This window comes from Actinomycetota bacterium (assembly GCA_035540895.1).
GTDB lineage: Bacteria > Actinomycetota > JAICYB01 > JAICYB01 > JAICYB01 > DATLFR01.
Genome location: DATLFR010000084.1, coordinates 1 through 26,800, shown reverse-complemented (window position 1 = coordinate 26,800; position 26,800 = coordinate 1). Strand labels below are relative to the sequence as shown.

The following is a 26,800-nucleotide window of genomic DNA, read 5'->3' as shown; positions in this document are numbered from 1 at the left end:
GACACCGCCCCCGCCCGTCCCGTGAAGCATCCGCGCCTGCGAGAGCTCGTCCTGCTGGCGGGGGTCAGCGTCATCTACGCGATGGGGTTCGTGCAGCTCGGCCGTCCCGCTCTCATCGGGTTCGTCTCGTTCGCGGGCATCTTCGCGGTCCTGCATGTGGGCATGAGGTTCCTCGCCCCCCGCGCCGACCCCCTGCTACTGCCTGTCGCGGCCCTGCTGGTCGCGATCGGCCTCCTGCAGATCGCGGCGATAGACCAGGCTCAGATCTCGTCCGGGCGCACGGACTGGCGGTCGCTCGGAGAGCTGCAGGCGGCCTGGCTGGGGCTGGCCGCCGCCGCGTTCCTGGCCACCCTGTGGATCTTCCGGGCCGGACTCGGGGCGGCCTGGCAACTGCGCTACACGCTCGCCCTGCTCGGGATCCTGGCCATGCTGTCCCCCCTGCTCCCGGGGGTGGGCCACACCGTGAACGGGGCGCGCCTGTGGCTGCGCGTGGGAGGGCTCTCGTTCCAGCCCGGCGAGGCAGCGAAGGTCCTCCTCGTGCTCTTCTTCGCCGCTTACCTCTCCGAGCGGCGTGAGCTCCTCACCTATCCGTCCCGCAAGATAGGACCCATACCGGTCCCGGACCCCCGTTACATCGCTCCCCTGCTGGGCGTCGTCGCCTTGGCGCTCCTGACCTTCGTCCAGCAGAACGACCTCGGGTCGTCGCTCCTCTTCTTCGCCACCTTCATGGCGATCCTGTGGGTGGCGACCGGGCGCCTCTTCTTCCCGGTGGCGGGTCTGGCGATGTTCGGGGCCGGCGTCTGGATAGCCCTCAAGACGTTCTCGCACGTGAACGTCCGTTTCCAGGCCTGGCTGAACCCGTACCACGACCCCCAGGTCTCCGGGTATCAGATCCTCATGGGGCAGTACGCCATGGCGGAGGGACGCATCGGGGGGGTCGGACTCGTCGGGGAGAGCGCGCAGCCGAACATCATCCCGTTCGCCTGGACCGACTTCATCCTCGCCGCCATCGGTCACACGTTCGGGCTGGCGGGCGTGCTCGTGATCGTCATCGCCTTCGTGGTCCTGCTGACGCGGGTCTTCTACGTGGCCCTCCGCTCCCGGAGCGACCTGCACGCGCTGGCCGCGGCCGGTTTCGGGATCGTCATAGCCGTTCAGACCCTGCTGATCGCCGGGGGCGTGCTGAGGATCCTTCCTCTGACCGGTGTCACGCTGCCGTTCGTCTCCTACGGGGGGTCGAGCCTCCTCGCGAACTTCGTGATCCTGGCCATCATCCTGGCCATCTCGAACTCGGAGGGGACCACGCTGCATCCGGCCGAGCAGCGCGAGGCTGCGCTCGGGGGGGTGAGGTAGTGGACAGACGGATCCGTCAGGTCGCGGCTCTCCTGACGTTCGTCATGCTGGCGATCGCGGCGCGCGCCGGTTACATCCAGGAGCTCCGGGCCGAGGACATAGCTACCTACGAGCCGGTGAGCGAGGTGAACCCCGAGGCCCGGGCCCGCAACCCCTTCCGGATCTTCCAGGAGTGCCGGTGGGAGCGGGGGGCCATCCTGTCGCTCGACGGGCAGGTCCTGGCCGAGAGCGTGCCCGCTCCGGAGGCCAGGCGATGCCACTTCGAGCGTCGGTACCCGCGCGGGGGGCTGGCCCCCCATGTGGTCGGGCAGTGGTCCCTGCACTTCGGCAAGACCGGGCTCGAGTCCGCCTACAACCGACAGCTGGTCGGGGACCCGGTCCCCCCTACCTCCTTCGCCGATCTCCTCACGGAGCGTCCGCGGCAGGGCAACAACGTCGTCTCCACCATCGACACGCGTCTGCAGTCGGTGGCCAACGAGGCCCTGGGAGGCCGCCGAGGGGGCGTCGTGGCGCTGAACCCACGCACGGGCGCCGTCTACGTGGCGGCGTCCAACCCTTCCTACGACCCCAACCCCCTCGCTTCGAACGACCGGGCCGTGGCGACCCGGGCGCGCTGCGAGCTCGGCATCGGCGTGGAGCTCGACGGGTCCGGGAACGCGGTCCGCGACGAGCAGGGCCAGGCCGTGCCGTGTCGCAACCCCCACTCGCCGACCCTCAGCGTCGCCCTGCAGGGCAGGCGCCCGCCCGGCTCGTCCTTCAAGGTCGTGACGGCGGCCGCGGCTCTCGAGACCGGGGAGTGGACGGCGACCTCTCCCAGCGTCCCGGCCAGCCGGGCCTACACGGCGCCGGGAGACACCCGGCCGATCGGCAACTTCGGAGGAGGGTCGTGCGGGGGGAACCTCATCGCCGCCATGCGCGTGTCGTGCAACACCGCCTTCGCGCGGATCGCGGTCGACATCGGGGAGGACCAGCTGTACGCGACGGCCCAGGCCATGGGGCTCGACCGCGTGGCCGGGTCGGGATTCGTGGGGTGCGAGGGAGGGGCCGCCTCGGATATCCAGGAGACCCGGACGGGGTGCCTCCCCCGGGCGCTGCGCACGGCGGACCGCGAGGAGCGCCTGTCCACCGCGGGGTACCGGGCCCGAGCGGGCTTCGGGCAGTGGGTGATCCAGACGTCCCCGTTCGGGATGGCCATGGTCGCGGCCACGATCGCCAACGGGGGGTTCGTGCCGCGGCCGCGCTTCGCCGACCGGGTCATCGACCCGCGCACGGGGGAGACGGTCGAGGAGATCCGGACGGGGGTGGGAGCCCAGGCGGCCTCGACCGAGAACGCGCGGGCGGTGGCCGAGATGATGCGCCAGGTCGTCACGAACGGGACGGCCTCGGCCGCGTTCCGCGGCTCCCCCCACCCGGTGGCGGGCAAGACCGGCACCGCGCAGCAGCCGTCCTGCTCCTCCGATGAGCAGGCCATCTTCGGCCGCAACTGTGGACGGCTCCCGCACGCCTGGTTCATAGCCTTCGCGCCCGTGGAGGAGCCGACGATCGCGGTCGCCGTCCTCGTGGAGCGGGGCGGTGGGTCGAGCGAGGCGGCCACCGGGGGACGCTTCGCGGCGCCGATCGCCCGGACCGTGATCGAGGAGTTCTTCCGCCTCTACCCGAACATGGCGACGGGCGGCGGGCAGCGATGACCGTGACCCGACCCCGACCACATCCGTTGTTGAAGGATAGAGCGCGATGAAGAGCATCCCGGCCCTGCTGGCCGACCGCTACGAGATCGTCCGCCGGGTGGGGACGGGCGGGATGGCCGACGTATACCTCGCCCGGGACACGCAGCTGAACCGGCAGGTGGCCCTCAAGATCCTCCACTCCCAGTACGCGGGAGACGAGGCCTTCGTAGAGCGGTTCCGTCGAGAGGCTCACGCCGCCGCCAACCTGCAGCACCCCAACATCGTCCAGATCTACGACTGGGGGCGGGAGGACGACTACCACTTCATCGTCATGGAGTTCGTCGAGGGCCGGTCGCTGAAGGACCTGATCGCCGCCGACTCCCCCCTCCCCTCGCACCAGGCGTGCGAGATCGCCGACCAGGTGCTGGACGCGCTCGCGACCGCGCACCGCGCCGGCCTCGTGCACCGCGACATCAAGCCGGGCAACATCCTGCTCGGCCGGGACGGCGAGGCCCACGTCACCGACTTCGGGATCGCGCGGGCGGCCTCCGGGGACACGATGACCCAGACCGGGACGATCCTCGGCACCGCCTACTACCTGTCCCCCGAGCAGGCCCAGGGACATCCCACCGACGGGCGCAGCGACCTCTACTCTCTGGGCATCGTCCTTTACGAGATGGTCGCCGGGCGCCGTCCGTTCGAGGGCGACTCCCCGGTAACCATCGCGATGAAGCATGTCCGGGAGCACCCGAAGCCCCCGTCGGAGCACAACCCGTCGGTGAGCACGGACCTCTCGGCGATCATCCTCACCGCGCTCGCGAAGAACCCCGAGGACCGCTACTCCACCGCCGCGCAGATGCGACGGGATGTCCGCGCGTTCCTCGAGGGCAAGGACGTGACCGCCGCGCTCCCGGCTCCCTCCGGAGACGACACGCAGGTGATCAAGACGGTGGGGCCGGTCCAGCGGGCCGCGACCAGGCGCCCCGGGTGGATGGTCGCGCTCGCCCTCGCCCTACTCGTCGGCGGTCTCGCGCTGGGGGCGTGGTCGCTGATCAACCTGCTGCGCCCGATGGTCGGCGGCGCGGAGGTCCCCGAGATCGTGAACCGCACGCCGACCGACGCGGAGAACGTCCTGCGCGCGGCGGGCCTCGAGCCGTCGTTCCAGGGCAACGAGCCGTCCGAGACGATCGAGGAGGGGAGGGTCACCCGCCAGCTACCCGACCCCGGACACCGGGTGACGACGGGCGTGGCCGTCCAGTACTGGGTGTCGTCCGGGCTCCCGTTCGTGGCCGTGCCCGACGTGAAGGGGATCGCGTTCAACCAGGCGAGGGCGCGGCTGGAGCAGGCCGGCCTGACGGTTGGAGAGCGCGAGGAGGTCTTCCACGAGACCGTGCCGGCGGGGGCGGTGATCGACCAGAACCCGCGCGCCGAGGCTCAGGTGCGCAAACGGACCCCGATCGACCTGACCATCTCGCGCGGGCCGGAGGTGGCGACCGTCCCGAACGTGGTCGGGATGGACGAGCGGGCTGCCCTGCAGGCCCTCTTCAACGCCGGGTTCCGGCCCCAGCAGGTGGACGACTTCCGGGCGGACGTCCCCAACGGGGTCGTCTTCGACCAGGACCCGGCCGGAGGACAGCAGAGGCCGTCCGGTAGCACCGTCCAGATCTTCGTCTCCCGGGGGCCGGAAGAGTTCGCGATGCCCAACGTCGTCGGCATGACCGAGGCCAACGCACGCAACGAGCTCCAGAGACGGGGGCTGGTCGTCCGGACCCAGAACGTGTTCACGTCCGACCCGAACGAGCGGGGGCGTGTCCTCAGGCAGGACCCGACGGCGGGGACCCCGGTCCGTCGCGGCCAGACCGTGACGATCCAGGTCGGGAGCTCCTGAGGCAGATCCAGGCGGACAGGATGGGGGCCGACCCCCGTTCCGCGGCGCCGCGCACGGCCGCCGCCCCCCGCGCCCAGGCCTCCGCCTCCGTCCGGCGCAGCCAGACGCCGAGTCCGGTCGCGGCGACCACGATCGCGAAGAAGCGCAGCGCCGAACCGTCGCCGGATCCCGGGCGTCCCACGGGGTTCGGTCTCCGCGCGGCGGCGATCGGCTGCACGGTGTCCGCGGGCGGCGGCGCAGCGACGGGGGCCGGTGTGGCGGCGGGCGGCGCCGATCCGGGATCGGAGAACGGACGGGCCGGGGGAGGCCGGACACCCAGGCCCGGACGGACCGCTCCCGGCCAGTCGGCGGCCGCGGTCGCCTCGAAGACCCACGGCTCGGCGTGCTCCCAGACCCAGAACGTCATCCCTACCGCCCCCGCCGCCCGCGCGGCGGCGATGGTCGCCTCGAACTCGTCCCGGGGCGGATGCCCGCGCAGCGACAGGTTGGACATCGTGTCGTAGGAGAACGCCTGCCCGCTGACGTTCACCGGCCGGCCGTACTGCTGGAGCTGCCGGATCGAGTCGGTGACGAAGCCGGGACCGTCCGTGGTCCGGGCCCGGTGGTAGCTCATCGGGGAGATGAGGTCGAAGTGGCGGGCGACCTCGGCGTACGGGAAGCGGGCTCCCACCATGTTCGACGGGAAGACGATGGCCACGAGGGGGAAATCCGGCCCGGCGACCTCCCTCAGACGCGCCCCGTAGCGCTCGGTCGCCTCCGGCGTCAGCAGCTCCCACTTCGGCTCGATATCCGCGGCGAACGCGTCGATCGAGTGTCCGGCCGCCCGGAAGGAGATCAGCTCGTGGGCCCGGCGGACATCGGCCTCCACGTCCTCGAAACGCGGGGGATCGTAGGCGACCACCCGCAGCCCCGCCGCGTGCGCCTTCGGCAGGAGCTCGGAGAGCACGGGAGCGAGGTAGAACCCCGAAGCGGTCGAGGACGCCCGGACGACGAGGTGGCTCAGCCCGGCCTCCACGGACCGACGGACCACCTCGTCCACCGAGCCCGTCTGCTCCCACCGCCAGATGTACATCCCCAGCCCGGACATCGCCCTCACGGCGGCCTCGGTGGCGTCGCGCGGCCTGGCCGGCTCCCGGGAGACCTCGGACTGCGACGTGCGGAGGTCGACCTGGGCCCGGGCGTACGCGGGTGGCACGGCGACGAGGCCGAGCGCGAGCAGGACGAGCAGTCTCCTCGGAAGCTTCATCTCAGGGGGTCTGACGGTCGGAGCCGGAGGTCCCTTCGTTATCGGTCCCTACGGCGGCAGCAACAGACCCGACCCCGCTGCGCTCGAGGAACCCCGCGAGGATCCTGAGCCCCTCGGTGGTGAGGATCGACTCCGGATGGAACTGCACCCCCCAGATCGGCAGGTCCGTGTGCTCGAGGCCCATGATCACGCCGTCCGGGGTCGTCGCGTTGATCTCCAGCTCCTCGGGCATGGACGCGGGGTCGATGACCAGGGAGTGGTAGCGGGTCGCCTCGAACGGGTTCGGGAGCCCGGCGAGGACCCCCGTCCCCCGATGGAGCACCTGCGACGTCTTTCCGTGCATGATGCTCTCCGCGCGCACGATCCGGGCGCCGAAGGCCTCTCCGATGGCCTGGTGCCCCAGGCACACGCCGAGCAGCGGGACCCGTCCCTCGGCGCACCAGCGGACGAGCGGGATGGAGATGCCCGCTCGCGACGGGGTGCCGGGCCCGGGCGAGATGACGACCGCCGCGGGCCGGAGCGCCCCGATCTGGTCGGGTGTGACCGCGTCGTTGCGGGCCACCTCGACGGGGGCGCCGAGCTGGCCGAGGTACTGCACGAGGTTGAAGGTGAACGAGTCGTAGTTGTCGAGGACGAAGACCGGGGCGGTCACGTCTCCAGCCCCTCGAACAGATCCGACACCACGGGGGACCCACCCGTCCGGTCGGCGAGCTCGTAGAACTCGACCCCGAGGACCAACTCGAGCACCTCTTCCGGCATGCTGAGGAAGGGCGCGATCGTCCCCATCTGGGTGCGATGCGCCCGCAGAGCGGCCATCTTCTGCGGCACCCACGCGCGCACGTCGACGAAGGCGGAGATCTCATGGTCCTCCGCGCCGATGGTCTCGATCGCCTCGTCGGAGAAGACCTCCTCGGCTCCCGGGACCCGGTCGCGCAGCTCACGCAGCCCAGACTTTGGGACGGCCGTGTAGTAGAGCCTTCGGACCTCGTGCGGCGGCCCCGCCTCGGGCAGGGAGCCCGGGTCCGCGCTGGCCTCCACCGCTGCGACCGTCGCCTGGTGCGCGCGGATGTGGTCCGGGTGCCCGTAGAACCCGTACGCGTTGTAGGTGACGACCACCTGCGGCCGGACCTCCCGCAGCACCTGGACGAGCTGCCGGACGACCCCATCGAGGTCCTGGTTCACGAATGCCGCCGGGTCGTCGTTGCCGGCTGTCCCGGCCATCCCGGAGTCGCGGTATCCCAGCATCCGGACATCGGAGATCCCGAGGGCGTCGGCCGCCTCCCGCAGCTCCTCCCGTCGGACCTCCCCGAGGCGGGGCTCGATCCGCTCCGGGACGAGTCCGTCCACCTCGGCGATCTCGCCGAGGTCGCCGTCCGTGCACGTGACGAGGCAGACCCGGACGCCCTCGGCGGCGTACCGGGCTATCGTGCCTCCCGTGCTCAGGCTCTCGTCGTCGGGGTGGGCGTGGACGAAGACGATGCTGCGTGGCTCGTTCATCTCAGTAGTTGGGGGGCATCAGGCGCAGGACCTGTGGGAACACCCCGGTCCACAGGGCGGCCGCAGCGACGATGGTGACCGTGCTCCAGGCCGCCGTCCGGCGGAGGCGGTCGGTGAGGAACATCGCGCCCAGGAACGCCAGCAGCGCCACGCCGGCCAGCACGAACACGTCGTTGGGGATGGGCTGAGGCGGGGCTGGCACCTCCGCCCTCGCCTCGCGCCGGTCGGGGGCGGCGCCCGTCTGGGGGGGCCCGGCGATCGGTTCCGCCCCCAGGTAGGCGGCGTGGACGATGAGCCGCTGCGCGGCCGAGAAGCGGGGGTGGCAGGTCGTGAGCGTGAGCTCGTCGCGGCCGTGCGCGAGCACGACGTCCACCTCGCGCGGCGAGACGATCTTCTGCTGGTCCATGACGTAGCGGTACCGGGCGGGGCCCGATTCGATGTAGATCTCGTCGCCGGGCGCGAGCTCGTCCAGCCGGTAGAAGGGCCCGGTGTACGTCGTCCGGTGGCCCGAGATGGCCACGTTCCCCGACTCCCCCGGGAACGGGGAACCCTCGATGCAATCGACCCCCTCGGGGACGGCCGCGCAGTCGGGGAAATGCCCCGGGCCCTTCTTGAGCTCCTCGACCCCCACGCCGTTGACCACCACGGTGCGCAGGCCGATCTTCGGGATGACGATCGTCCACAGGGGCTCGCCCAGGGCCACGGGCTGGGCGGGGCGGGCCGGAGGTATCTCCCCCGACACCATCTGCTGCTCGGGCACTACGGGCTGGGCGCGCAGGCGCTCCGAGAGCTCGGCCTGGGTCCGTTTGGTCTCCACGCCGGTCCCCCACAGCAGGTAGGTCGTGTAGAAGAGCAGGACGAGCCCCGCCCCCACCAGGAGGCGGCCGAGCAGGCCTATGTAGCGGACGATCCTCAAGGACGGACCCCAGGCTCGGATGAGCGGACCGTCCCAGCGTACAAGCCGTGCGTGCGCATATCATCGGTTGGTCCGCACACCCGGGAAGGTGAGATGCCGGAGTCGAAGTCCAAGCGCAAGCGGAAGGGCCGTCGTGTCCGTCCAACGTCCGTGCAGACCCCGCCACGGAAGAGGTCCACCCCGCGCTGGGTGATACCGACCGTCTTCGGACTGTGGGGCGTGGGGGTCCTGGTCATCATCGGGAACTACATGCGGGGGACCGCCGCCGACAACCGGCTGCTCTTCGGCGGACTCATCATGATCGCCGCGGGCTTCATGTTCGCGACCCGGATCCACTGACGGTACGCTGGGTACCCCTACCCGGTCGGGGTGATGCGATGGTTCACGGCTACGCGGCGGACCGAGACGAGATCCTGTCCCGGCTCCGCAAGATCGAGGGTCAGGTGCGAGGCGTGCAGCGGATGGTCGAGCAGGGCTCTTACTGCGTCGACGTCCTCACCCAGATCTCGGCCGTGGTCTCCGGTATGGAGAAGGTCGGGGTCAGGCTGCTGTCCGACCATATAAGAGGCTGCGTCCGCGACGCTCTGGCGTCAGAGGATCAGGCCGACGAGAAGGTGGACGAGCTCGCCCGGGTCGTCGAGAGGTTCGTGGCGAGCTGATGGGCGCGACACACGTGGAATTCCACCGGTGTGCTTATTCCCCAGGCTCTCCACATCCTGTGGAGATCCAGGCGAACCCCCTGCTCCCGGTGGTACCGGCCGGCCACCCGAGGGCCTGATCGCGATGCCCACCTACGAGTACCGCTGCGTCGAATGCGCCACGGATCTCGAGGTGTTGGTCCTTACCCCGGCCGAGACCCCTGAAACATGCGAGTGCGGTGGACAGTTGCGTAGGCGGTACACCCGGGTCGCGGCGAGGTTCGTGGGGTGGGGCTTCTCCAAGACGGACGGCCTCCTGCCGGACCGACCCGGGCGCCGCGACTTCAAGACGATCAGCGACAAAGCGTCCGAGCTGTTCGACTGACGCGGCACGAGCCCCAGGGGTCCCCGCCGCAGCCTCCCGCTCACCGCCCCCGGCGGCACTGAGCGAGGTCACCCGGACCGGCCATAGCCTGGTGGCCCGTCCGCGCTACGTACGGGGTCTGCGTGCTTCTGCCCATTCCCGCGCCGCCGCGCGCGTCCCACGATGGGCCGGACGCTACGCGAAGGAGACCACCGTGGGGATCGAACGGACGGCATCCGGGGACGCGACCGATCCAGGCGGGCCGGGCGAGGGAGCCGTTGGGCCCGCCCGACGGCGGAGGGCGGCCCCGATCGCGGCCGGGCTGCTGATCCTCTTCGCCGCGCATCTCGTTGGTTCGGCCTCCGTCACCGGAGCGAGCGTCGCGCCGGAGCTGGTCCAGGAGAGCCGCAACCTCACCTGTTCAGACCTCGGGGGCCCCGGCCAGGGCTGGATGGAGCTGAAGAGAGAGGCTCCCGCGCTGGCCGGGACCTACTCGAGCGGGCCGTTGACCGTCACGATCAGCAACCTGCGGGACGGGAAGCTCTTCGACTGGACGGCCAACCAGGGCATCGACGCGGTCTACGTGAAGGCGGGAGCAGCCGGCTCGCACCTGTACCGCTACGACCCTCCGGCCGAGGTCCGCTCGGACACCGACCTGACGACGCCTGGCGAAGGCTCGTCGAACGCGATCAGCCACATCTCCTTCTGCTGGGACGCGGAGGCGCGGATCGAGACCCGCTCCCACCCCTCTGGGCCTGTCTTCGCCTCGACGCCGGTCACCGACACCGCTTCGTTGAGGGGGCCGATGGGGACGCCGGAGGGGTCCGTCGACTTCTACCTCTGCTCGCCCGAGGAGGTGTCCGAGGGCGTTGGTTGTCCGGACGGCCGGGGCACGAGGATCGGGGCGAGCAAGGTGCTCTCGTCCGGGTCCGCGATCTCGGACCCGGCCACGGACGCGGCCGCTCCGGGCACGTACTGCTGGCGGGCCGAGTACAGCCCCCCCGCGGACGGACCCTACCCACCGCGCACCCACACCAACTACTCCTCGGAGTGCTTCACGGTGCTCGCAACGCCGACATCACGGCTGACGCTGACCCCCGGGCTCGACGCCAACCAGGTCGGCGACACCCACACGTTCACCGCGCACCTGGAGCTCGACCGGGGGTCCGGGTTCGTGGATGCCCCGCCTGGGGAGACGATCGGTTGGGAGGTCGTGTCCGGGCCCGGCTCCCTGCACGCCCCGTCCTGCGTGACCGGCGCCGGAGGAAAGTGCACGGTCCAGCTCACCTCCACGACGGTCGGCCTGAGCTCGGTGAGAGCGGCGTGGTCGGGCGCTATCACGACCGCCGCCGGCCCTTATCCCTCGACCGCTCGGTCGAACCCGGCCGAGAAGAGATGGGTCGACGCGCTGCTCCTCCTCTCCCCGGGCCAGGACGCGAACCAGGTGGGCGACACGCACACCTTCGTCGCCACGCTGCGGTTCGACACGGGTGACGGGATGGCAGACGCCGGGGCCGGGGAGACGATCTCCTTCGCGAAGCTCGGGGGTGTGGGCGCCCTGTCCGCATCGGGCTGCGTGACCGGTCCGGGAGGCAGCTGCTCCGTGCACCTGGACTCCCCCCGCCCGGGGCTGACGACAGTGAGTGCCGGCTGGACGGGAGCCGTCTCGACGACCCATGGCTCGGCCTCCGCCTCCGCCGTGAGCGCACCCGCCGTGAAGAGATGGGTGGATGCTCGCCTCACGCTGTCACCCGCCCGGGACGTGAACCGCGTCGCGGACGCCCACACGTACACGGCGCACCTGCGCCTGGACCGGGGGGACGGCAACGGCTACGTCGACGCCCCCGCCGGCGAGACGATCTCGTTCGCCAAGCGCGGGGGACCGGGCTCCCTCGCCGCGACCTCCTGCACCACGGACCCCGCCGGCACGTGCAGCCTCGACCTGGTCTCCCAGGACACCGGTCTCACCGCCGTAACCGCGTCGTGGTCGGGGACCGTGGCCACCGCGGAGGGCGGGGCGGCGGCGTCGGCCGAAGCCGAGGAGGCGCTGAAGCGATGGGTGGACGTCCGTCTCCGGCTCACGCCGCCGGTCGACCAGAACCAGCTGGGGGACACCCACACGTTCGTGGCCATGCTCGAGGTCGACCAGGGAGACGGGTTCACCCCGGCTCCCGGACGGACGGTAACCTTCGCCCTCGCCTCGGGCCCGGGAACCCTGAGCCAGGGGTACTGCGTGACCGGCGACGGTGGGACCTGTTCGATCACCCACGACTCGAGCCAGGTCGGGATGTCCACGGTGAGGGCGGCCTGGTCCGGGACGATCACCACCACCGAGGGCGTGATCCAGGCCTCGGCGGGCGCCGAGGCCTACAAGCACTGGATCGACCGGGGCGCTTTCATGCGGATCGACCCCGTGGGCGATGCGAACCAGGTGGGAGCCCCGCACGTCTTCACGGTCACCGTCTCGAAGAAGGATGCGTCGACCGGCTACGCCTTCCGGGCCGCCCCGGGGGTCAGCGTGCAGGCGGCGGTCACGCACGGACCCGGGAGCTTCGTCGGGGGGGCCTCGTCCTGCGTCACGGGGGCCGACGGAACGTGCGCCCTGACCGCGGTCTCGTCACAGACCGGTCTGATGGTGGTCGCAGCGACGGCGACCGTCCTCGTGGACGGCGTCCCGATCGGTCTGGCGACCGACGCTACCTCGGCCAACTCCGGCCCTGCGTACAAGAGGTGGGTGGACGCTCGGCTGTCGCTGACGCCCCCGCGGGACGCGAACCAGGTCGGGGACACCCACACCTTCACGGCCGCGCTCGAGCTCGACCACGGCGACGGACGCGGCTGGACCCCGGCTCCCGTCGGGGAGTCGATCGCGTTCCCGGACGTCTCCGGACCGGGCGGCCTCAACGCCTCGAGCTGCACGACCTCCCCGTCCGGAACGTGCTCGGTCGACCTCGTCTCGACCACCACCGGTCTGTCCAGGGTGCGGGCGGCGTGGTCCGGGGGGGTCGCCACGGTCGAGGGCACCGCCCTCGCATCGGCCTCGTCGGGCGACGCGGTGAAGCGCTGGGTCCAGGCCCGCCTCGCGGTCACCCCTCACACGGCCACGAACGTCATCGGTGACACGCACACGTTCACGGGGCACCTCGAGCACGACCGCGGGGACGGGGCCGGGTTCGTCGATGCGCCGTCCGGAGAGAGGCTGACCTTCTCCGTGGGCAGCGGTCCGGGCGCGTTCGTCCGGGCCGCCACCTGCGTCACCGGGGGTACGGGCCGGTGCTCGGTCGATCTCCTGTCCACCGTCGCCGGTCTCACGCAGGTCCGGGCCCTGTGGTTGGGCGAGGTGGCGACGGCCGAGGGGTCGGCGGCGGCGCGCGCCGGCTCGGACGACGCTCAGAAGCGGTGGGTCGTCCCGTCCATCGAGATCGTGAAGTCCGCCACGCCGGAGGGTGGGCCTCCCCGGGACGTGACCTACTCGTACGTGGTGACCAACACGGGAGACGTGACCCTGGCTCCCGTTCGAGTGACCGACGACGTGCTCGGAGACATCGGGACTATCGCCTCCCTGGCTCCGGGAGCCTCGGCGACGCTGCACCGGGTCGCGGCGGTGGACGAGCGGACCCCCATCCGCAACGTGGGGACCGCCTGCGGCCTCCCGGTGGTGGACGGTGAGACCGTGGGCGCCCAGGTCTGCGCCGCGGACGACGCGGTCATCTCGGTCGTGCTCCCCGCGTTCGTCTCCCGGCTCCCGCGGACGGGCGCCGACCTCCGTCAGGACCTCCTCTGGGCGGCCTCCCTGCTCTGGGCGGGTGTCGCTCTGATGGTCGTGAGGGAGCGGTGGGGCAGTCACGAGGAGCGATAGGGACGTGATCGCGAGACTGCGCGTCCTGAAGCTATTCGCCTTCGTGATCGTCTCGTTCGGCGCGGTCACGGTGGCGGACATCGGACAGGCCATCGGCGAGAACTTCCTGGTCCCCCAGGAGGACCGGATGCGCGACCTCGTGAACCAGGTCAGGTCGGGACGGGGGGTCCGGTCGCTCCCGGACAACGACGGTCTGCGCTGGATGGCCCGCCGACAGGCGCAGGCGATGTCCGCAGCGGGGTACATCTTCCACACGCCGAACCTGCAGGGAGCCGCCGACGCCCAGGCGATGCCGTGGCTCTCGCTCGGCGAGAACGTGGGGAAGGGTCCGTCCGTGGAGGCCGTGCACCAGGCTTTCCTGTCCTCCCCCGGCCACCTGTCCAACGTCGTGAACCCAACGTTCGACGCGGTGGGGGTGGGGGCGACCGCGGATGCGTCGCAACAAGCTCTCTACTTCACGCAGTCCTTCGCGCACCTGGAGCGGACGGCCGCACCCGCTGCGGTCCGGCCCTCGGCAGGCGCGGGCCAGGAGACGCCTGCGCCTCCGGTAGGTCAGGGTGCCGGGACCACCCCTGAGCCTGCGGTGGCCGAGCCGACGGACCCGCGCACGCCGGCCCCGTCCCCAGCCACGCCTGAGCCGCAGCGGTCCCCGGGTACGGTCGGCCCGGGCGGCGACGGAACCGATGTCGTGGGGGCCCCGGCGGTGGAACCGCGACCGGCCCAGCCCACCATCTGGCGGATCCTGCTCGATCTGGCCGTGCGGTTCGTGGGCAAACTCGCGTTCTGGATCTAACGCGCGCGCAGCATCGGCTCCATCGATTCGCCGCAGTGGCGGGGAGCCTTCCCGGTGGCGGCCACCTCTAGGCGCACGCGGGTCGAGCACACCGTGCACACGTAGACGACGTCCACCTCTTCGGCCTCCACCTGCGGAGGTGGGGGGGGCGGAGGCTCGGCGAGGGAACGCATCATGCGCCCGACGGCGAGCACGAAGAGGGTCCCGGCCCCCAGACCTACGAGCCCCCGCGTGATCAGGGCAGGTGTATCGGTCCCCCGTGGGAGCCAGCCCGCGAACGCCGCCACCAGGGACGCGATCGCCGCGAGGAGGACCAACCGCATCAGGAGCCTCCTCGAGTTGGAGCGGGGGGCCGTGCGGCCCCCCGTCTCCACTACCTCGCGTGGGTCCTCGCTCACCCGAGCCGTTCGATGATCGTGGCGTTGGCCATGCCGCCGCCCTCGCACATCGTCTGCAGCCCGTAGCGGGCACCGCGTCGCTCGAGCTCGTGCAGGAGCGTGGTCATGAGGCGGGCACCCGACGCGCCCAGCGGGTGCCCGATCGCGATCGCGCCGCCGTTGGGGTTGACCTTCTGCGACTCGGGGCTGGTGATCTCGGCGGGGTCGACCCCGAGCTCCCGCGCCCAGGCGACCAGCACGGAGGCGAAGGCCTCGTTGATCTCGACGACGTCGATGTCCTCGAGGGTCAGCTCGGCCCGCTTCAGCGCCTTCTGGGTGGCGGGGATGGGAGCCGTCAGCATGATGACCGGGTCGGATGCCGCGAGGGCGAAGGTGTGGAAGCGGGCGCGCGGCGTGAGCCCCAGCTCCTGGGCCCTCTCGGGCGTGGTGATCACGATGGCGGCGGCGCCGTCGGTGATCTGCGACGAGTTGGCGGCCGTGACCCGGCCGTCCTCACGGAAGGCCGGCTTGAGCGTGCCCATCTTCTCGAGGCTCGTGTCGCGGATCCCCTCGTCGGTGGTCATGAGCTCGGTGCCGTCCTCGGTCTTCACCTCGACCCCGACGATCTCCCGCTCGAACCGTCCCTCCTGCGTCGCCTTCGCGGCCAGCACCTGGGACCGGTAGCCGACCCGGTCGAGCTCCTCGCGCTCGATGCCCCACTTCTCGTTGATCATCTCGGCCGAGAGGCCCTGGGGGATCAGGTTGTAGCGAGCCATCAGCTGCTCGCTGAACGGGAAGCCGGGACCGTTGCCGGCGCTCGACCCCATCGGCACCCTCGTCATGTGCTCTATCCCGCACGCCACGACGACGTCGTAGGCACCGGCCATGACCCCCTGGGCGGCGAAGTGCACCGCCTGCTGCGAGGAGCCGCACTGACGGTCCACGGTCGTCGCCGGCACCTCGACGGGGAAACCGGCGGCCAGCCACGCGTTGCGCGCCACGTTGATCGACTGCTCCCCCACCTGGCTGACGCAGCCGGCGATGACGTCGTCGACCTGGAGCGGGTCGATCCCGGTGCGCTCGACCGCCGCCTGCAGCGTGTGGGCGAGGAGGTCGACCGGGTGCCAGTCCTTCAGCTTGCCGTTGCGCTTCCCGAGGGGGGTTCGGACGGCTTCCACGATCACTGCTTCGCGCACGCGATCACCTCCGGAGGGGGCCTATGTGACACTTCCACTGTAACGCTTCATCGGACGGGCTCCCATCTCGGACCGGCCCGGCGGGCGCGGCCGTCGGACTCGAGCATCTCCAGGTGCGCGAGCACGGACAGCTCGGCCGTCGAGTGCATCGAAGGGGGGACATCTGTGTAGATGCGGGTGACCATCTCCGCGGTCGTGGCGAGACCAGCCTCGAGGGCCTCGACCACCTGCGCCTCGCGGGCCAGGCGGTGGTCGATGTACCCGTCCAGCTTCGCGGCCGGGTCGTCGATGCGCGGTCCGTGCGCGGGGTGGATGACCCGCAGCGGAAGGGTCCGGAGGCGGCGCAGCGTGTTCAGGTAGTCCCGCATGTCGCCGTCCGGCGGCGCGATCACCACCGTCCCTAGCCCCGCGACGACATCGCCGGCGAACAGCTCGTCGTCCAGCAGGTAGCAGACGTGGTCGGAGGCGTGCCCAGGGGCGTGGAGCACCTCCAGGACGCCGTCTCCCAGCTCGATGCGGTCTCCCTCCCGCAGGAGGAGGCTCGCGTCCGGGAGCCGGTCCCGGCCCGCCACGTGTACCCCCAGCTCGCACCCGAACTGTCGCGCGAGGTACGACGCCCCGCCTATGTGGTCCGGGTGGGTGTGGGTGACGAGGACGTGGGTGACCACGCCCCTGTTCATGGCCTCCCGGGTTAGCGCCTCGATGAAGACGCCGTCGTCCACCCCCGGGTCGACGATGGCCACCCGGCCGTTGCCCACCACGTACGCGGTGGTGCCGGGTCCGGTCATCGGGCCCGGGTTAGGGGCGAGGACCCCCACCACGCGGGGGCCGAGCGGGGAGACGAGGATGGACCGCGCGGGGCGGTGCCCGGCCAGGAGCTGGTCGGCGGCGGGCGTCTCCGCCAGTCCCTGGAGGATGGCCATCGTCGGTATCGCGATCGGCATGCCGCCCGCGGCCGAGCGCGCGATGGCGTCGCTCGGACGGAGCCAGAGCGCCTCGGGCACCTCGTCGGGGTCGGGCAGGACCTGCTGCCCCTCGGGATAGCCGAGGACGAAGAAGCGCGCGTCGAACCGGATCGGGGACATCTCGGGGGTGACCAGCCTCCCGTGGGGGACGAGCAGGTCGGTGGCGAGCTCCAGCCCTTCCGCCTCGAGGAACCGGGCGAACGACTCCCCGTCCCCGGCGATCTCGTGCCGGCGCGGCGCGAACTCCGACGACACCCGCTCGGGGTCGACGAGGCTCCCGGCGGGCGTCCGGGCGACCAGCACGCCCACCTCCTCGAACAGCTCGCGCAGGCCGGCGCAGTAGAGCCCGAGCGCGTGCCGGGGGGAGAGTTCCCCTTCCTTCAGGCGCTCATGCGCGGACGCCGCGTCGATCGCCGACCGTCGGAGGAGCGTCTCGGAGGCGTCCGAGGGGTCGAGGGCGCCGCCCGGGAAGACGTACATGCCCCCCATGAACCGCATCGTCTCGGGCCGAAGCGTGAGGAGCACCTCGTAGGACCCGTCGGAGGAGGCGCGCACGCAGATGACGCTGGCCGCGTCGCGCGGCGTCGTTCGGCTCATCGCGCTCCGAGTGTGGCAGGACGCGTCATTCGACGGCCGTCCGCTCCACGAGGGCGTCCGGACCCGAGGATCGCTCCGTCTGCACGACCGCGACCCCCGCGACGACGAGGGCCGCCCCCACGAGCTGCACGGGCGCGAGCACCTGCCCGAGCCAGACGAAGGCGATGGCGGCCGCGCTGAGGGGCTCGAGCGTCGAGACGATCCCGGCCCGGGCGGCCTCGATCCGCGACAACGCCCAGAGGAAGAGCAGGAACGGGGCGATCGTGGAGGCGACGCCGAGGAACAGCACCCAGGGGATGAACGCGGGGTCGAGGAGCGTCTCGGGGCGACCACGGCTCGCCTGGACCCCCAGCCAGAAGACGCCGGCCACCGCGAACCCCCAGAAGACGGCGCGCTCGGCTCCCAGCTCCCGCCCGACCGACTCCCCCATCACGACGTAGGCGGCGAAAGAGACCGCGGCGACCGCGGCCATCGCCAGCCCGAGAGGGTCGAGCGGATCCCCTCCGGTCACCCCCGAGGCGATCCCGGACAGCGCGACGACCCCGGTCAGCGCGACGAACAGCGAGACGACCACGCGTCGGGACGGCTTGCGCCGCTGCGCGAGCGCCGTCCACGCGACGACGAGCCCGGGAGCCGTGTACTGGATCACGATCGCCACCGCGACGGGGAGCAGGGTGACGGACAGGTAGTAGGAGACGTTGGCTGCGGCGATGGCGAGCCCGAACGGGAGGATGATCCACCCGGGGCGAGCGCTGGGACGCTCGGCCCTCCTCAGCGCGAGCACCAGGCCGAGCCCGGCGACGGCGATCCAAGCCCGAGCCTGGGTCAGCTCGAGGACGGAGGCTCCGCGGGAGGCGAGGTAGCTGGCGGTGGTTCCGCCGACCGCCCACAACAGGGCGGCCCCCGCCACGGCGACGTACCCGAGCCCGGACATCCGAGGGCGCGACGGGTCGCGCCTACACGCGATCGCGGGGGGTGGAGACGACCGGAGTCGAACCGGCGACCTCCGCCGTGCAAGGGCGGCGCTCTACCAATTGAGCTACGTCCCCGAGTGCTGTTCCTCGGTCGGTGCCGGGGCGATCTGCTCCCACCGACCGACCTCGACCGCCTCTTCGCGACGTCCGCGGACCAGCTTGAGGAGCACACCGGCGACCGCGCCCAGCGCGCCGAGTAGGAACCACTGCCTCTTCCTGGCCATCGCGTCCTCCGGGTCGGCGACCGTCGATGCGACGATCCTACCGGACGGGCAGACGCGGAGACCGGGTCAGGAGACGTCGAGCTGGTTGCGCAGTCCCTGGAGGGCCCGCATGTGCAGCTGGGAGACGCGCGACTCGGTGACCCCGAGCATCTGGGCGATCTTCGTCAGCGGCACGCCCTCGAAGTAGTACAGGGTCAGGACCAGCCGGTCGCGCTCGGCCAGCGTCTCCATGGCGACCGGCAGGGCGGCCCTCATCTCGGCCTCCTCCAGCGCCACGCCCGGCTGCTCCACCGATTGGTCGGCGAGCGTCTCCAGGATGTTCATGGCGTCCTCGGACGTGCTCGTCGACGACCCCTCGAGCGCGACCAAGGTGGCCGGGGGGCGGCGCCGACCCTTCTCGGGGGTCCCCAGCGCCTGGCCCATCTCGGTGGGGGTGGGCGTCCGGCCCAGCTTCGCCGTGAGCGAGCTCTTCGTCTCGTTGACGAGCTTCGCGTGGGCGCGGACCTTCCTCGGCACCCAGTCGACCTGACGGATTGCGTCCACGATCGTGCCCTTCACCCGCAGGGCCGCGTACGCCTCGAACTGAACCCCGCGCTCGGGGTCGAAGCGGTTGTACGCGTCGGCGAGACCGAGGACGCCGTGGGAGACCAGGTCCTCTGCGTCCATCCCGGTCGGGAGGCCGAACGAGGAGCTGGCGCGGTAGGCGATCCTCTGGACCATCGGCAGGTGCCGCTCGAGCACCTCGGACAGGGAGCCGAGCTCTTCCTGTGTGGTCTTCGCTGTGATCGTGGACATTCGCACCCTCCCGGCTCCGTTGTTGCAGGCTGGGTACACCATCGCGGCAGGGGGGCCCGAAAACCATGGTCCGGTATGACGGTTTTCGACTAGTCCGGGAGGACTAGACGCGTCGGTCCGCGACGGCCCGCCGGGAGGCGTCGACGACGGCCACCTCGTCGCGTAGTCGCTCCAGCGACGACGGATCCCCGGGGTAGGTGAGCCAGGCCACCTCGACCTGCTCGGTCGGCAGGTCACGGGCCCGCAACGTCTCGCCGACGGAGGCCTGCAGCCTCTCCGCGAAGACCCGGGCTCCCTGCTCGGCGGTCTCGGGCAGGACGAACAGGAAGCGGTCCCTGGACGGCTCCGCGACCCGGGCCACGCGGTCGACGGTCCGGACCGCAGCCTCCATCCGCCGGGCCAGGTCCTCGATGGTCCGCCGGTACCGCCTGTGGGACGTGCCGGCGAACAGGGTGCGCGGGACGTCGAGGGTGACCACGGAGAACAGGGTCCGGTAGCGGTCCGCCCGGCCGACCTCGAGGTCGGTGTCCCGCAGGAAGAAGGAGGGGTTGCCCAGACCCGTGAGGTCGTCCACCTGGTCGTATATCTCCAGCTTCTGCAGCCTGTTCTCGATGTACCGCGTGCCGGCCGCTATCACCACGCCGAGGAAGACGTAGGTGGCGACGCGCGTAGCGGCCAGGAGCGTGAAATGCCCGAACCCGATGGCGGACACCTCGTCGGCGAGCAGGCTGACGTACACGGCGCTCGACAGGGCAGCTGCGGCCAAGCCGCCCGGGACCGACCAGATGATCGCGCCCACGAAGACGGGGACGTACAGCGTCGGAGCGAGGACCTCGATGGGAGCCGCCCCACGCTGATGTGCGAGGACGGCCTGGGAGACCGATACCGCCACGCCGAGCGCCAGCAGCAGCAGACGGGCCTGCAGGTACGTCATCCGTTCGGGCATCGTCTTACGAGCGTAGACGCCGCGGCCGTCCCGCCCAATGGAGCAGATGCATGGGATTCGAGATCATCGAGCACACGGCGGACGTGGGGGTGGAGGCATGGGCGGCCACGCTCGAGGAGCTCTTCGTGGAGGCCGCCCGCGGTCTGATCGCCGTCATGGGCCGCGGCACCGGACCGGCCGAGCTGTCCAGACGCGTCGAGCTGTCGGCCCCCGACGTGGAGGCTCTGTTGGTGGACTGGCTGTCCGAGCTCGTCTACGCCTTCGAGGTCCACGGCGTGGTGGCGGCGGACGGCGATGTGCGTATCCGGCGTCCGGTCACGCAGGACGCGGACTGGGTCCTCGAGGCGGACGTCACCGGGACCGATGCCAACGCCTTCGAGCAGGAGGGGGCGGCGGTCAAGGCCGTCACGTACCACGCCATCGAGGTCACGGAGGGTGCTTCGGGGGCGAGGGCCCGGGTATACCTCGACGTATGACGCGACTGAGCGAGCGGTCGCCGCACGTCTGGGAGCTGGCCCCCGTCGGCGGGATGCGGGTGCCCGGCCGCGTCTTCGCATCGAAGCCCCTCGTGGACAAGGCGGCCTCCGACAAGGCGCTCGACCAGGTGGCCAACGTCGCTCACCTTCCCGGGATCGTCGGGTTCTCGTTCGCCATGCCGGACATCCACTGGGGCTACGGGTTCCCCATCGGCGGCGTCTGCGCGACCGACGTCGAGGACGGTGGGGTCATCTCGCCGGGCGGGGTGGGGTTCGACATCTCGTGCGGGGTCCGTCTCGTTCGCACGGATATCGAGGCCCAGGACCTCCTGGACCGGCGCGACGAGGTCGTCCGCCACCTCTCGCGCATCCCTCGGGGGGTCGGGGGGAGCGGACTCATGCCGCTATCCCACGCCGAGACGAGACGCGTGCTCGCCGAGGGGGCGCCCTTCGCGGTCGAGCGCGGCTTCGGGCGGCCCTCCGACCTCGAGGTGTGCGAGGACCACGGGCACCTCGAGGAGGCCGACCCCGGCGTCGTCTCGCAGCAGGCGGTCGAGCGCGGGGCGCCGCAGCTCGGCTCCCTGGGGGCCGGGAACCACTTCCTCGAGGTCCAGGTGATCGATGAGATCCACGACGAGCGCGCGGCCGAGGTGCTCGGCCTGCGCCGGGGACAGGTCGCGGTCATGATCCACTGCGGGTCCAGGGGGGTCGGACACCAGGTCTGCACCGACGAGGTGCGTGCGATGGACCGGGCGATGCGGTCGTACGGGATCGAGGTCCCGGACCGCCAGCTCGCGTGCGTCCCCGTCGCCTCGCCCGAGGGACAGCGCTACCTGGCCGGGATGGCGGCGGCGGCGAACTACGGGCGGGCGAACCGCCAGGTGATCACCCACGGGGTCCGGGAGGCGTTCGCGAGCGCGTTCGGGGTCGACGCTGCCTCTCTCGGGATGGACGTGGTGTACGACGTCTCCCACAACCTGGCCAAGATCGAGCGGTACGAGGTGGACGGACGGGAGCGGAAGCTCTGCGTCCATCGCAAGGGAGCCACCCGCGCGTTCGGACCCGGCCACCCCGAGCTCCCGGACCGCTACCGCGAGATCGGTCAGCCCGTGATGGTGCCCGGGAGCATGGGGACCGCCTCCTACGTGCTCGTCGGGACGCCGCAGGGACGCGACATCGCCTGGTGGTCCACCTGTCACGGTGCCGGACGGACCATGTCGCGCAAGCAGGCCACGAAGCAGATGCACGGTCGGGACCTCCAGCGCCAGCTGGCCGAGCAGGGGATCGTGGTCGTCGCCCAGCAGACGCGGCTGCTCTCGGAGGAGGCCCCCTACGCTTACAAGGACGTCTCCGAGGTCGTGGAGGTGTGCGAGCGGGTGGGGCTCTCCCGTAAGGTGGCGCGGCTGCGTCCGGTCGCTGTCGTGAAGGGATGAGCATGGAGGTCAGGGGTCCATCGCTGGGAGACCGCAGGGTGGTCCGGCACGTCGACCCCCGCTCGGCGGCGCGCGTGGCCTTCGCGATCTCTCTGACCCTGGCCGCGGTCGTCCTCGTCGGCCTGTTCGCCCTCTACCTGCTGGGGCTCGCGTCGGGGGCCCTCCGCAGCGTCGAGGGGTTCATCGTCAGCTTCGGGATCGTCCAGGACGACCAGTACAGGCTCAGCTTCCTGCGTTTCCTGCCCGGCTTCCTGATCGTCTCTGGGCTGTGGGCGGGGCTGATGGCGGGCCTCGCTGCGATATCAGCCGTCCTGTACAACCTCCTGTCGGAGGTCGTGGGGGGCGTGGAGATCGTGACCCGGGAGCAGTGACCCGGGCTCCGGTAGGATGTTCGACCGTGGGGCCTGTAGCTCAGGCGGTTAGAGCGCAGCTCTGATAAAGCTGAGGTCGGTGGTTCGAGTCCACCCAGGCCCACTCGGTTCCGTGGCTACCCCCCCGGCTCCTCGTCGACCGTGAGGATCGGGGCGGCCGCGGCCACCGTCTGGCCCGCGTCGAGGTTCATGATCCGCACGCCCGTCGCGTCGCGCCCCTGAGACGAGATCTCACGGACCGGGATCCGGACGGTGACCCCACCGGACGAGACGACGACGATCTCGTCGTCGAGCCCGACCATGAACGCGGCGACCACGTACCCCTTCTTCGCCGTGAGCTTGATCCCCCGCACCCCCTGGCCCCCCCGGCCCTGCCGGTTGAACCGGTCCAGCTGGGTGCGCTTGCCGTACCCCGACTCCGTGGCGATCAGGATGCTCGCGTCGTCGCGGGCCACGTCGCACGAGACGACCTCGTCTCCCGCCTTGAGCTTCATGCCCCGGACGCCGGCCGCGTCGCGGCCCATCGCCCGCACCTCCGACTCGTGGAAGCGGATGGTCATCCCTTGGCGGCTGACCATGAAGATGTCGTCGTCGCCGGAGGTCTCGATGACCCGGACGAGCTCGTCGCCCGACTTCATGTTGATCGCGATGAACCCCTCCCTCCGGCTCTTGTCGTACTCGCCGAAGGCGGTCTTCTTCACCTGGCCCTTCTTGGTCGCGAACATGAGGAACCGGTCGGACGGGAAGTCCCGGGTGGCGACGATCTCCTGGATCCGCTCGTCGGGCGCGAGTGGGATGAGGTTCGGCATGGCGGTCCCGCGGGCGGTGCGCTCCTTCATCGGGATCTCGTGCACGGCCAGCCTGAAGACCCGTCCACGGTTCGAGAACATCAGCAGGTTCGCGTGTTGCGAGGTGTAGATGATCGAGCTGACGATGTCCTCTTCCTTCAGCTTGGCCCCCGCCACGCCCCGGCCTCCACGTCCCTGGGTGCGGAACGACGAGGCGGCGACCGTCTTGATGTAACCGGCCTTGGTCATCGTCACGACGACCTCCTCGTCGGCGATGAGGTCGGTGATGTCCATCTCGCCCGGGTCGAACGTGATCTCGGTGCGCCGGTCGTCACCCCACTTGTCGCGGGTCGCTGTGAGCTCGTCCTTGATGACCCCGCGCAGCTTCCCCTCGTCGGCCAGGATCGCCTCGAGGTCGGCGATGGTCTGGCGGAGCTCGGCCAGCTCCTCCTCGAGCTCGGCGCGGGCCAGCCGCGTTAGCCGGCCGAGGGTGGTGTCGAGGATGTAGTTGGCCTGCACCTCGGTGAACTCGAAGGGTGCGGCCATCAGCCCGTTGCGGGCCGCCTCGCGGTCGGCCGACCCCCGTATCAGCGCGATGATCTCGTCGATGACGTCGAGCGCCTTCAGGAGGCCCTCCACGAGGTGGGCGCGCTCGCGGGCCTTGCGGAGCCGGAACTCCGACCGCCTCCGGATCACCTCCACCTGGTGGTCGATGTAGTGCTGGAGGGCCTGGACCAGGTTCAGGGTGCGCGGGACGCCCGGTGTCCCTCCCGTGAGCGCGACCATGTTCACGCCGAACGAGGTCTGCAGGGGCGTGTGCTTGTAGAGGTTGTTGAGGATGACGTTGGGGTTGCCGTCCCGCTTGAGCTCGATCACGAGCCGCGTCTTGCCCTTGGCCGACGAGTCGTTCAGGTCGCGGATCCCCTCCAGCTGCTTCGACTCGACCAGCTCCTTGATCTTCCCCAGGATCTGGGTGGGGCTGGTCTGGTAGGGGATCTCGGTGACCACGATCGAGTAGCCGCGTTTGGACTCCTCGATCTCCGCCCGGGCCCGGATCCTGACCGAGCCGCGGCCGGTCCGGTAGGCGTCCATGATCCCCTGGCGGCCGAGGATGAGGCCGCCGGTCGGGAAGTCCGGACCCTTCACGAACCTCATGAGGTCGTCCGGTGTGGCGTCGGGGTTGTCGATCAGGTGGATCGTGGCGTCGATGACCTCACGGAGGTTGTGCGTGGGGATGTTGGTGGCCATGCCGACGGCGATCCCCTGGCTCCCGTTGACGAGGAGGTTCGGGAACCGCGCGGGCAGCACGGTCGGCTCCTGGAACTCGTTGGTGTAGTTGGGTACGAAGTCGACCGTGTCCTCGTCGATGCCCGCGAGCATCTCCATCGCGAGCTGGCCCAGCCGGGCCTCCGTGTAGCGAGCGGCCGCCGGCGGGTCGTCGGGGGAGCCGAAGTTCCCGTGTCCGTCGACCAGCGGGTGGCGCAGCGAGAACGGCTGCACCATCCGGGCCAGGGCCTCGTACGCCGCCGCGTCCCCGTGGGGGTGGTAGTTACCGGTGACGTGACCCGTTATGCGGGCGCACTTGATGTGGGGACGGTCCGGACGGGCTCCGAGGTCGAGCATCCCGTACAGGATCCGGCGATGGACCGGCTTCAGGCCGTCCCGGGCATCGGGCAGGGCTCGTCCGACGATGACCGACATGGAGTAGTCCAGGAAGGACCGTTCCATCTCGTCCTGGATCTCGATCGGCTCGATCGAGCCGAAGATCGTGCCCTGTCCGTCCCCGGACCCGTTCCCGTCGCTGCTCCCGCGTCTGGCCATGCGATCAGATGTCCAGGAACCGGACGTCCTTGGCGTTGGTGACGATGAAGTTCTTCCGGGCCTCCACGTCGTCACCCATCAGGACGCTGAATATCTCGTCCGCCTGGGCGGCCTGGTCTACCGTCACCTGGAGCAGGGTCCTGTGGTCGGGGTCCATCGTCGTCACCGAGAGCTCCTCGTAGTCCATCTCGCCCAGACCCTTCAGCCGGACGAACTCGTGCTTGTGCTTGGGGTTCTCGGCCAGGAAGGCCGCCTTGGCCATGTCGTCCTTCAGGTAGATCTTCTCCTTGCCCACGAGCGTGGAGAACAGCGGGGGCTGGGCGATGTAGACGTAGCCCGCCTCCACCAGCGGTCTCATCTGCCGGAAGAAGAAGGTGAGGAGCAGGGTGCGGATGTGGCTCCCGTCCACATCGGCATCGGCCATGATGATCACCTTGTGGTAGCGGGCCTTGGCCACGTCGAACTCGTCGTTGCCGACCCCGCCCCCGATCGCCGCGATCAGCGTCTGGACCTCCGCGTTCTTCATCATCTTGTCGATCCGCGCCTTCTCCACGTTCAGGAACTTGCCGCGGATGGGGAGGATCGCCTGCACCTGGGGATCGCGGGCCTGGACGGCCGTCCCGCCCGCCGAGTCGCCCTCGATGATGAACAGCTCGGCGCGCTCGGGTGGCGTCCCCGACGCGCAGTCGCGCAGCTTGTCCGGCATGCCGGCCCCCTCGAGCCCGGACTTGCGGCGCAACGTGTCGCGGGCCTGCTTGGCCGCCACGCGGGCCTGCTGGGCGGAGACGGCCTTCTGGACGATCCGGCGCGCCTCGGGGGGGTTCTCCTCCAGCCACTCGGCGAGCTTCTCGTTGGTGGCCCGCTCGGCGAGGGACCGGACGCTCACGTTCCCGAGCTTCCCCTTCGTCTGTCCCTCGAACTGGGGCTCGCGCAGCCTGACCGAGATGACGGTGGTCAGCCCCTCGCGGATGTCCTCCCCGAGGAGGTTCGGGTCCTTCTCCTTCAGCAGGTTCTGGGCCCGCGCGTACCGGTTGAGGACCATCGTCAGGCCCTTCTTGAACCCCTCCTCGTGCATCCCCCCCTCGGTCGTCTCGATCCCGTTCGCGAAGCTGTGGATGCCCTCGTTGTAGCCGGTGTTCCACTGGAACGCGATCTCGATCTCCTGGTCCTGCTCCGCCACTCCGAAGTGGCCGACCTTCTTCACCAACGGTTCCTTGGCGTGGTTGAGGTGACGGACGAAGTCGACGATCCCGCCCGTGTACCGGAACGTCTCCTCGTGCTCGAACTCCGGACGTTCGTCGCGGAAGCGGATCTCCAGCCCCTTGTTCAGGAACGCGTAGGTCTGGAGGCGCTCCCGGATCGTCTGGCCGCGGAACTCGATGCCCTCGGCCTGGAAGATCTCGGGGTCGGGCCAGAAGGTGATCGAGGTACCGGTCCGGCCGCGCGGCGCCGGCCCGACCTTCTCGAGCTTCGCCTTCACCTTCCCGCCGTTGTGGAACTCCATCCGGTACCGGTTGCCGTCGATCGACGAGTCGATCTCGGCGATCAGGCGGGTCGAGAGCGCGTTCACGACCGAGACGCCCACCCCGTGCAGACCCCCCGAGATCTTGTACCCC

General features: G+C 70.7%; 24 protein-coding genes and 2 tRNA genes. 12 read left to right on the top strand and 14 right to left on the bottom strand.

What is annotated here, in order from left to right; genetic code table 11:
• From VM840_05080 to pknB, 3 genes are all read left to right on the top strand, one after another.
• A partial coding sequence (locus tag VM840_05080; protein HVL80947.1) for an FtsW/RodA/SpoVE family cell cycle protein occupies positions 1 to 1,353 on the top strand: 1,353 nt, incomplete at its 5' end.
• Positions 1,353 to 3,041, top strand: coding sequence for a penicillin-binding transpeptidase domain-containing protein (locus tag VM840_05075; GenBank protein ID HVL80946.1), 1,689 nt, complete (start codon positions 1,353 to 1,355; stop codon positions 3,039 to 3,041). The genes VM840_05080 and VM840_05075, both read left to right, overlap by 1 nt.
• A 46-nt stretch (positions 3,042 to 3,087) precedes the next feature.
• Positions 3,088 to 4,908 carry a Stk1 family PASTA domain-containing Ser/Thr kinase gene (gene pknB, locus VM840_05070; protein HVL80945.1) on the top strand — a complete coding sequence of 607 codons (1,821 nt, stop codon included), beginning with the start codon at positions 3,088 to 3,090 and terminating at the stop codon, positions 4,906 to 4,908.
• Here the strand turns inward: pknB and VM840_05065 are convergent.
• Genes VM840_05065 through VM840_05050 form a run of 4 tightly spaced genes read right to left on the bottom strand, consistent with a single transcriptional unit; the run spans position 4,835 to position 8,567 of the window.
• Positions 4,835 to 6,154, bottom strand: coding sequence for a hypothetical protein (locus tag VM840_05065; GenBank protein ID HVL80944.1), 1,320 nt, complete (start codon positions 6,152 to 6,154; stop codon positions 4,835 to 4,837). The genes pknB and VM840_05065 overlap by 74 nt on opposite strands.
• Position 6,155: 1 nt before the next feature.
• The gene (locus VM840_05060; protein HVL80943.1) at positions 6,156 to 6,806 is read right to left on the bottom strand and encodes an aminodeoxychorismate/anthranilate synthase component II; all 651 of its coding nucleotides are present in this window, start codon (positions 6,804 to 6,806) and stop codon (positions 6,156 to 6,158) included.
• A complete protein-coding gene (mshB, locus tag VM840_05055; protein ID HVL80942.1) occupies positions 6,803 to 7,651 on the bottom strand; it encodes an N-acetyl-1-D-myo-inositol-2-amino-2-deoxy-alpha-D-glucopyranoside deacetylase in 849 nt (282 codons plus the stop codon). The genes VM840_05060 and mshB overlap by 4 nt, the downstream gene beginning before the upstream one ends.
• A gap of 1 nt (position 7,652) precedes the next feature.
• A complete protein-coding gene (locus VM840_05050; protein HVL80941.1) occupies positions 7,653 to 8,567 on the bottom strand; it encodes a sortase in 915 nt (304 codons plus the stop codon).
• A gap of 93 nt (positions 8,568 to 8,660) precedes the next feature.
• Between VM840_05050 and VM840_05045 the strand changes: the two genes are divergently transcribed.
• From VM840_05045 to VM840_05025, 5 genes are all read left to right on the top strand, one after another.
• Positions 8,661 to 8,906: a cell division protein CrgA gene (locus VM840_05045; protein HVL80940.1), complete on the top strand. Its 246-nt coding sequence runs from the start codon at positions 8,661 to 8,663 to the stop codon at positions 8,904 to 8,906.
• Positions 8,907 to 8,944: 38 nt separating this feature from the next.
• Positions 8,945 to 9,226, top strand: a complete 282-nt coding sequence (locus VM840_05040) for a metal-sensitive transcriptional regulator (protein HVL80939.1) — start codon at positions 8,945 to 8,947, stop codon at positions 9,224 to 9,226.
• 124 nt (positions 9,227 to 9,350) lie between these two features.
• Entirely contained in the window at positions 9,351 to 9,590 is a 240-nt protein-coding gene (locus VM840_05035; protein HVL80938.1) for an FmdB family zinc ribbon protein, read from the top strand.
• A gap of 193 nt (positions 9,591 to 9,783) precedes the next feature.
• Positions 9,784 to 13,428 carry a hypothetical protein gene (locus VM840_05030; GenBank protein ID HVL80937.1) on the top strand — a complete coding sequence of 1,215 codons (3,645 nt, stop codon included), beginning with the start codon at positions 9,784 to 9,786 and terminating at the stop codon, positions 13,426 to 13,428.
• Positions 13,429 to 13,432: 4 nt separating this feature from the next.
• A complete protein-coding gene (locus VM840_05025; protein HVL80936.1) occupies positions 13,433 to 14,221 on the top strand; it encodes a CAP domain-containing protein in 789 nt (262 codons plus the stop codon).
• On the opposite strand, the gene VM840_05020 is transcribed toward VM840_05025, so the two are convergent.
• From VM840_05020 to VM840_04985, 8 genes are all read right to left on the bottom strand, one after another.
• The gene (locus VM840_05020; protein HVL80935.1) at positions 14,218 to 14,544 is read right to left on the bottom strand and encodes a hypothetical protein; all 327 of its coding nucleotides are present in this window, start codon (positions 14,542 to 14,544) and stop codon (positions 14,218 to 14,220) included. The two genes, VM840_05025 and VM840_05020, sit on opposite strands and share 4 nt — an antisense overlap.
• Positions 14,545 to 14,615: 71 nt before the next feature.
• Positions 14,616 to 15,794 carry a thiolase family protein gene (locus tag VM840_05015; GenBank protein HVL80934.1) on the bottom strand — a complete coding sequence of 393 codons (1,179 nt, stop codon included), beginning with the start codon at positions 15,792 to 15,794 and terminating at the stop codon, positions 14,616 to 14,618.
• A gap of 47 nt (positions 15,795 to 15,841) precedes the next feature.
• On the bottom strand, positions 15,842 to 17,356 hold the full coding sequence (locus tag VM840_05010) for an MBL fold metallo-hydrolase (GenBank protein HVL80933.1): 1,515 nt from the start codon (positions 17,354 to 17,356) through the stop codon (positions 15,842 to 15,844).
• 25 nt (positions 17,357 to 17,381) lie between these two features.
• Complete coding sequence (locus tag VM840_05005; protein HVL80932.1) at positions 17,382 to 18,290, bottom strand: EamA family transporter; 909 nt, start codon at positions 18,288 to 18,290, stop codon at positions 17,382 to 17,384.
• 42 nt (positions 18,291 to 18,332) lie between these two features.
• Positions 18,333 to 18,405 (bottom strand) — tRNA-Ala (locus VM840_05000).
• On the bottom strand, positions 18,396 to 18,554 hold the full coding sequence (locus VM840_04995; protein ID HVL80931.1) for a hypothetical protein: 159 nt from the start codon (positions 18,552 to 18,554) through the stop codon (positions 18,396 to 18,398). The genes VM840_05000 and VM840_04995 overlap by 10 nt, the downstream gene beginning before the upstream one ends.
• Positions 18,555 to 18,620: 66 nt before the next feature.
• Positions 18,621 to 19,349 (bottom strand): FliA/WhiG family RNA polymerase sigma factor, encoded by a 729-nt coding sequence (locus VM840_04990; protein HVL80930.1) that lies wholly within the window; start codon positions 19,347 to 19,349, stop codon positions 18,621 to 18,623.
• 103 nt (positions 19,350 to 19,452) lie between these two features.
• Positions 19,453 to 20,295, bottom strand: a complete 843-nt coding sequence (locus VM840_04985) for a diguanylate cyclase (GenBank protein ID HVL80929.1) — start codon at positions 20,293 to 20,295, stop codon at positions 19,453 to 19,455.
• Between the two features lie 50 nt (positions 20,296 to 20,345).
• On the opposite strand from VM840_04985, the gene VM840_04980 reads away from it, so the two are divergent.
• From VM840_04980 to VM840_04965, 4 genes are all read left to right on the top strand, one after another.
• On the top strand, positions 20,346 to 20,771 hold the full coding sequence (locus VM840_04980; GenBank protein ID HVL80928.1) for an archease: 426 nt from the start codon (positions 20,346 to 20,348) through the stop codon (positions 20,769 to 20,771).
• Positions 20,768 to 22,204, top strand: coding sequence for an RtcB family protein (locus VM840_04975; protein ID HVL80927.1), 1,437 nt, complete (start codon positions 20,768 to 20,770; stop codon positions 22,202 to 22,204). The genes VM840_04980 and VM840_04975 overlap by 4 nt, the downstream gene beginning before the upstream one ends.
• Positions 22,201 to 22,575 carry a DUF3566 domain-containing protein gene (locus VM840_04970; GenBank protein HVL80926.1) on the top strand — a complete coding sequence of 125 codons (375 nt, stop codon included), beginning with the start codon at positions 22,201 to 22,203 and terminating at the stop codon, positions 22,573 to 22,575. Before VM840_04975 ends, VM840_04970 begins: the two co-directional genes overlap by 4 nt.
• A gap of 29 nt (positions 22,576 to 22,604) precedes the next feature.
• A tRNA-Ile gene (locus tag VM840_04965) sits at positions 22,605 to 22,678 on the top strand.
• Positions 22,679 to 22,691: 13 nt separating this feature from the next.
• Here VM840_04965 and gyrA read toward each other — a convergent pair.
• Together gyrA and VM840_04955 are read right to left on the bottom strand one after the other, a co-directional pair.
• Positions 22,692 to 25,184: a DNA gyrase subunit A gene (gyrA, locus tag VM840_04960; GenBank protein ID HVL80925.1), complete on the bottom strand. Its 2,493-nt coding sequence runs from the start codon at positions 25,182 to 25,184 to the stop codon at positions 22,692 to 22,694.
• A gap of 4 nt (positions 25,185 to 25,188) precedes the next feature.
• Positions 25,189 to 26,800: toprim domain-containing protein (locus tag VM840_04955; protein ID HVL80924.1), on the bottom strand; the 1,612-nt coding region annotated here is incomplete at its 5' end.

Bases quoted from the DNA above. Each gene is read 5' to 3' on its own strand.
- pknB (HVL80945.1), top strand. From the start codon at position 3,088: ATGAAGAGCATCCCGGCCCTGCTGGCCGACCGCTACGAGATCGTCCGC.
- VM840_05065 (HVL80944.1), bottom strand. From the start codon at position 6,154: ATGAAGCTTCCGAGGAGACTGCTCGTCCTGCTCGCGCTCGGCCTCGTC.
- mshB (HVL80942.1), bottom strand. From the start codon at position 7,651: ATGAACGAGCCACGCAGCATCGTCTTCGTCCACGCCCACCCCGACGAC.
- VM840_05045 (HVL80940.1), top strand. From the start codon at position 8,661: ATGCCGGAGTCGAAGTCCAAGCGCAAGCGGAAGGGCCGTCGTGTCCGT.
- VM840_05040 (HVL80939.1), top strand. From the start codon at position 8,945: ATGGTTCACGGCTACGCGGCGGACCGAGACGAGATCCTGTCCCGGCTC.
- VM840_05035 (HVL80938.1), top strand. From the start codon at position 9,351: ATGCCCACCTACGAGTACCGCTGCGTCGAATGCGCCACGGATCTCGAG.
- VM840_05020 (HVL80935.1), bottom strand. From the start codon at position 14,544: ATGCGGTTGGTCCTCCTCGCGGCGATCGCGTCCCTGGTGGCGGCGTTC.
- VM840_05010 (HVL80933.1), bottom strand. From the start codon at position 17,356: ATGAGCCGAACGACGCCGCGCGACGCGGCCAGCGTCATCTGCGTGCGC.
- VM840_05005 (HVL80932.1), bottom strand. From the start codon at position 18,290: ATGTCCGGGCTCGGGTACGTCGCCGTGGCGGGGGCCGCCCTGTTGTGG.
- VM840_04995 (HVL80931.1), bottom strand. From the start codon at position 18,554: ATGGCCAGGAAGAGGCAGTGGTTCCTACTCGGCGCGCTGGGCGCGGTC.
- VM840_04990 (HVL80930.1), bottom strand. From the start codon at position 19,349: ATGTCCACGATCACAGCGAAGACCACACAGGAAGAGCTCGGCTCCCTG.
- VM840_04985 (HVL80929.1), bottom strand. From the start codon at position 20,295: ATGCCCGAACGGATGACGTACCTGCAGGCCCGTCTGCTGCTGCTGGCG.
- VM840_04980 (HVL80928.1), top strand. From the start codon at position 20,346: ATGGGATTCGAGATCATCGAGCACACGGCGGACGTGGGGGTGGAGGCA.
- VM840_04975 (HVL80927.1), top strand. From the start codon at position 20,768: ATGACGCGACTGAGCGAGCGGTCGCCGCACGTCTGGGAGCTGGCCCCC.
- VM840_04970 (HVL80926.1), top strand. From the start codon at position 22,201: ATGAGCATGGAGGTCAGGGGTCCATCGCTGGGAGACCGCAGGGTGGTC.
- gyrA (HVL80925.1), bottom strand. From the start codon at position 25,184: ATGGCCAGACGCGGGAGCAGCGACGGGAACGGGTCCGGGGACGGACAG.